Annotated in this window: 6 protein-coding genes; 3 read left to right on the forward strand and 3 right to left on the reverse strand. The window is 49.7% G+C overall.

Annotation, left to right across the window (positions count from 1 at the left end; translation table 11 throughout):
• Nucleotides 1-473: SMP-30/gluconolactonase/LRE family protein (locus NCN04_RS07060; protein ID WP_250395623.1), on the forward strand; the 473-nt coding region annotated here is incomplete at its 5' end.
• 247 nt (nt 474-720) lie between these two features.
• Here the strand turns inward: NCN04_RS07060 and NCN04_RS07065 are convergent.
• Nucleotides 721-1,518 (reverse strand): SDR family NAD(P)-dependent oxidoreductase, encoded by a 798-nt coding sequence (locus NCN04_RS07065; protein WP_250395624.1) that lies wholly within the window; start codon nt 1,516-1,518, stop codon nt 721-723.
• 103 nt (nt 1,519-1,621) lie between these two features.
• Here NCN04_RS07065 and NCN04_RS07070 point away from each other — a divergent pair, with 103 nt between their 5' ends.
• On the forward strand, nt 1,622-2,452 hold the full coding sequence (locus tag NCN04_RS07070) for a VOC family protein (protein WP_250395625.1): 831 nt from the start codon (nt 1,622-1,624) through the stop codon (nt 2,450-2,452).
• A gap of 49 nt (nt 2,453-2,501) precedes the next feature.
• Nucleotides 2,502-2,993, forward strand: coding sequence for a DoxX family protein (locus NCN04_RS07075; protein WP_048348243.1), 492 nt, complete (start codon nt 2,502-2,504; stop codon nt 2,991-2,993).
• On the opposite strand, the gene NCN04_RS07080 is transcribed toward NCN04_RS07075, so the two are convergent.
• Nucleotides 2,990-4,591, reverse strand: a complete 1,602-nt coding sequence (locus NCN04_RS07080; RefSeq protein ID WP_048346852.1) for a GMC family oxidoreductase — start codon at nt 4,589-4,591, stop codon at nt 2,990-2,992. The two genes, NCN04_RS07075 and NCN04_RS07080, sit on opposite strands and share 4 nt — an antisense overlap.
• Before the next feature lie 51 nt (nt 4,592-4,642).
• A partial coding sequence (locus tag NCN04_RS07085) for an MGH1-like glycoside hydrolase domain-containing protein (RefSeq protein WP_502988766.1) occupies nt 4,643-5,692 on the reverse strand: 1,050 nt, incomplete at its 5' end.

Below are 5,692 nucleotides of genomic sequence, written 5' to 3' on the forward strand. Positions count from 1 at the left end.
AGCCAGCGGTGATTTATCGCTTTGATCCGGCGGATCGCTCACTCCAGGCCATGACGTCTCCAGACGAGGTGAGAGGGCCAAATGGGCTTGCCTTTTCACCTGATGAGTCGATGCTGTATGTCGTCGATACCTGTGCCCCGGATGATTCGACCCCTGATCCCCTGATCCACCTATTCGACGTTGAGGAAGGCGGTTCGAAGCTCTCGGGCCGCCGAGATTTCCACCGAGTCAACAATGGCAACGCCGATGGAATTCGTGTGGATGCGATCGGCAATGTCTGGAGCAGTGCTGGTAACGGGGTCCATTGCATTGCTCCCGATGGAACTTTGCTGGGCCGGATTGCTACACCACGTCTGGTCGGCAACCTCTGCTTCGGTGGTGTGAATGGCAATCGGCTGTTTTTGTGCAGCTGGGACACTATGTATTCCATTTATGTCAACACAAGGGGGCTGCAGCACCCTGCTCTGTCCTAATGAATCAAGGTTAACTTTCAACTCCATTCAGCAGCTTGTCTCGACGACATTGCAGCCATGGCGACGACAATGGATTTTAGTTCAGCTCTTTGGACATCCTGGTGCATCAGCCATCAGCGAGCTTGACGTTTTCGCCGGATGCCCTCGAGGCCCTTGCTGCCGGCAAGGAACTTGAGGGACATCTTTGGAAGATGGTGATTCAGTGGACCTGATCCGATGCGAATGATGAACTGCGAAGCCTTCGCGATCAGAGCCCAGGGCTGCTCATCATGATCCCGCCATCTGCGAACACGCTAGTGGCTGTCATGTAGCTGGCTCCATTCCCGGCCAAAAAGGCAACCACTGAAGCGATTTCCGCTGGCTGTGCCATACGCCCAATCGGGATGGCTGCATTCAATTTGGCTAGTAATTCTGGATCGTTCATGGTGGAGTCATTAATGGGGGTTGCAACTGCTCCGGGGCCTACATTCACGATGGAGACGCCTTTGTCTGCGAGTTCCACTCCAGCCGTGCGTGTGAGCATGCGAACGCCCCCTTTGGCGACGCAGTATGGGGTGTTATTTGGCATAGGCCAATCTTCATGGACTGAAGAGATATTGATGATTCGGCCACCACTTCCTTGGCTAATCATCTGTTTTGCAGCGTATTGAGTAGCGAAGAATACACCGCGTAAATTGACATTCATAACGTTGTCAAAGTCTTCTGGAGAGGTATCCAGAATCGATGTACGCGTTTCGATACCAGCATTGTTTACCATCACATCAATTTTTCCGAATGTTTGTACAGCGGTATCGATTAACTGTTGTAGATCTTCGAGCTTGCTGACATCAGCCTGAACACCAATCGATCGACCACCGAGTTCGCCCACTTCATCAATTAATTCCTCAGTCCGCTCAGGATGAGAGCGGTAGTCGATCACGACTTTGGCGCCCAGGCTTCCCACCACTTCAACAATTGCTTTGCCAATACCGGAATTTCCGCCTGTGACAACAATGACTTTGTCCTGCAGGCAGAGGGAAGCTAAAGCGTGGGGAACCTGAGTCATGGCTCTTTTTAGATCTACTCTTCAATTAGCCGCTTTTGTCAGTCCTGGCAGTTAATCGGTAAGCCTTGTTGCTATCAACAGACAAAGGTTTCCAGGACAATAGATGGTTTCACAATCTGGACGGATTGAGGGTGTGGCGTTTTCAGCCCCTCAACCTGAAGCACTAGCACCCCTTTTCGATGCTCTCGGAGCTGTTGCGCAACCTCGGCAATGTCTCGAGAAAGAGGCCGCTGTGCAGCGTTTTGGACTGAGCGCCGGTCGGGCAGAGATCGCTCCTTTTTTGTTGGGCCATGAACGCATTGAAATCATTCACTTCCCGGATGCACCACTACGCCACAAGGTGGATCCAGGGCCGTCGAACACGCTGTGGTTTCAACATGTCGCGATTGTGGTGCGTGATTTGCTGAGGGCTGCTGAGAGATTGGCGCCTGTTGTGACCCCCATTTCTGCTGCGCCTCAATATCTGCCCAATGGGGTTGGAGCGTGGAAATTCAGAAATGCTTGTGGCCATGCGATGGAACTCTTGTTTTTCCCAGAGGGGATGGGCGACCCCCGTTGGCATCAATTCGGCGAGTCTTTATTTCAGGGGCTTGATCACAGTGCAATCGCTGTTTCTGATTCGGATCGGAGCCTGCGCTTTTATGTTCGCGAGTTGGGATTGGAGTTGCGATACGCCTCTTACAACCAGGGTGTGGAGCAGCAACGGCTTGATGATTTGGACGCTGCTGAGGTTGTGATTCATGGAGTTGGAGGAAGATCTGGTTGTGGAGTTGAGTTTCTTCGTTACGTGCAGCCTGAACCGATAGGACCGTCCTCCGTTGATTTGCAGCCTCAAGATGCTCTTTATGCTCAGATCCTGATAAGGGACACCACCTTGGTGACAGGTCAATTGTTGGTGGATCCTGATGGTCATCGCCTTTGGCTTCATCCTTGATGACTACAACGACAACTGTTTGTAATGTTTGTGCATCGTGGTGAAACTCATGGACGTTGTTTCTCTTCTGGTTCCTGATTCCTCTTTGGGGTTTGCATCCAGTGGTTTGATCTTGCTTCGCCTTTTCACCGGTTTAGTTTTCATTCGTCATGGCTGGACGAAATTAAGCAACCTTGGCCTTTGGGCTGATGCGATGAAAACTCCCGCTTGGCTCTGCTTTCTTTCGGCCTTTTCAATGTGGGCTGGAGGTATCGCTTTAGTGGTTGGGTTCCTCACGCCATTAGCGGCGATGGCCATTGCTGTGTCGATGATTTATGCCGTTGTCTTGGAGCTTCGCAATGGCTTTCCCTTTATTGCCCCTGATCCCTTTCAAATCCCTCAGGGAGATTACGCAGGCCCTATGGGAGTTGGAGAGCCTCCTAGTTGGGAAAAAGCCGCGATGTATGTGGTGATGTGTTCAGTTTTGATGACATCAGGTGGAGGGCCAATCAGTGTTGATCTGCTTTGGGTTGCTCCACGTTTGCAACAGTTTCTGGCTTAACCGTTGAGTCGCTCACGCAGGTGATCGCTGATGCGAATGGCATTAGCGATAGCGGTGAGAGATGGATTCACCGCTGCGCTGCTTGGGAAGAAGCTGGTATCAACAACGTAAAGGTTGTCGACATCATGAGTGCGGCAATTCAGATTTAGGACAGAGGTTTTTGGGTCTTGACCAAATCGACAGGTGCCGCATTGATGGCCTACTGCTGCAAGCTCCATGGCTGATGCAAAGTACACCTGCCTTTCTGCTAAGTGATTTTTTAGGTACAGCTTGTCTAGTAATCCTTCTAACCTTGAGATTAACTCCTGCGATGCTTGATTATTGGTTGGGGTGTAGTTCAGATGAATTTTACCTTCATGATTAACTGTGACACGATTGGATGACCGAGGTAGATCCTCAGTTTGCATCCAAAAATCCAGGGAATGCTCTGCGAGTTTGTCCATGCTCCAAGTCGGAGCTAAGGCGGTCAGTCGTGGTTTATATCCTTTCATCATGGCCCCATTGGTTTTGCCCGTCATTTGCACATGACCCATTGGAAAATCAAAATCGTTGTCTCCGAAGTACCAATCATTGATGGCTACCGTTTTCTGAAACACTGTGTGATTTGGCTCATGCGCTAAGGCCACAACTGCTTTGCAGTTGTGGTACATATAGTTTCTTCCTACCTGATCCGAGCTGTTGGCTAATCCGTGGGGGTGCGCCTCATTAGCTGACATTAAAAGCAGACGAGCCGAATTCGCGGCCCCTGCAGAGATCACAACAATACTTCCCTTGAAATGCCGTTCTTTGCCTTCGTGATTCACAACTACTTCACTGACCTCACGGCCCGAGGAGTTGGTGTTGAGCCGAACAACCTCGGCATTGGTTAGGAGGAAAACGTTGTCATGATTGAGCGCTGGCCTCACTCCCATCACTTCAGCATCGCCTTTGGCATGCACCAAACAGGGAAAACCATCGCAGCGGTTACAGCGCACGCAGTCACTAAATGCTGGCGATGTTTCGTTGAGAGCAACACCTGTGGGCTGATGAAAAGGTCTTAGTCCTGCAGATCGAAGGTCATCGACCAGCTTTTGCATTCGGGGTTCATGGCTAATTGGTTCGTAGGGATAAGGAGACGATGCAGGGGGTTCAAACGGGTCTTCGCCCCTTAAACCATGCACGTGATACCACTCTTCTGCTTTGCGGTAATAGGGTTCAAAAACGTCATATTTGATCGGCCATTCCGGTGACTCTCCATCAACATGCATCACCGATTCAAAGTCACGCTCACGCAGCCTGAAGTGAGCAGCCCCATACATTTTTGAAGCACCACCTACGAAGTAATGGCTTCCTGGTTGGAAGGATGTCCCATCTTTGTCTTCCCAAAGATCCTTGGAGACATAACGATCATTTTGGAACACTTCAACCGGATCCCAATTTTGAGGTTCTCTTGGCAGCCATCCACCTCGCTCGAGGATCAGAATCGAATGGCCGGAATCGGCAAGTGCCCTGGCCAGAGTTCCACCCCCAGCGCCACTTCCGATGATCACAACATCAAAGTCTTCTCCTTGAGGTTCGATCGACGTACAGCGCGCAGTCGATCGGGTGGAGCAAACCATGATCTTGATCTGGGTAAATCATTTTCAAGGTAGTCAGATTGGCGCGTTGCGTCAGCTTTCCTTGTTGGGTTGCCAACGCTGAAGTTGCGTCATCATTTTTGCAACGATTGCGGTCCAGCCTGTTTGGTGACTCGCTCCAATCCCTGATCCATTGCAGCCATGAAAGTATTCATTGAATAGGAATAAGTCACGCCATAGGGGGTCATTTTGGAAGAGTTCAACATCACCATTGAAGGCTCTGCGTTGGTTTTCATCCCGTCTGAATATTCCAATAAGACGCTTCTCTAGTTCAAGAGAAATTTCCCAGAGATTCATTTCTTGTCCAGAACCTGTTGGGAACTCCATTTTGAAATCATCGCCGAAGAAATGACCAAACTTCTGAAGAGCCTCGATTAAAAGGAAATTAATTGGCATCCACACTGGTCCACGCCAATTTGAATTTCCTCCGAACATTGCTATGGGGCTGTCTGCAGGGCTGTAGCTAATTGAAGCATAGTCATCACCCTGTTGATATGAATATGGGTTGTTTTCATAGGCTTTGGATAGGCTTCTGATTCCATAAGGGGAAAGGAATTCTTCTTCATCGAAAACGCGTTTAAGAATGCGCCTAAGTCTTTCAGGTGGAACGATGGAGAACAAAATGCGATCGTGATTCCAGGATCCAAGGTGGCTGATTGCATCGAAAGGTGCTCCCCGTTCTTCTTCGAGCTGGGCGAGATGTAGGCCAACGTCTAGAGAGGGAATAGCTTTTACGCTGCTGGCGGCAAAGCTATTGACAGCTAAAAGTGGGATGAGACCACTAATCGATCGAGTGCGCAGATAATCAGTAGAGCCATCAGGGCGCTTGAGAACGTCATAATAAAAGCCATCTTTATCGTCCCAGTTAACAAATCCTCGGCCAGTAGAACTATTTAGAGAATATGTTAGACGAGTAAAATCGCGTACAAAACGTGAGCACAGTTCGATGTATTCTTCTCGATCTTCTTCTGCAAGAATCACTGTTGTTTGTAGCAAGTTAAGGCTCAGTAGCCCCATCCAGGCTGTGCCATCTGATTGTTCGATGCGACTTCCGTCTTTAAGAGGATAGCGTCGATCGAAGAT

The sequence above is a fragment of the Synechococcus sp. MU1655 genome, from assembly GCF_023630655.1.
Lineage (GTDB): Bacteria > Cyanobacteriota > Cyanobacteriia > PCC-6307 > Cyanobiaceae > Synechococcus_C.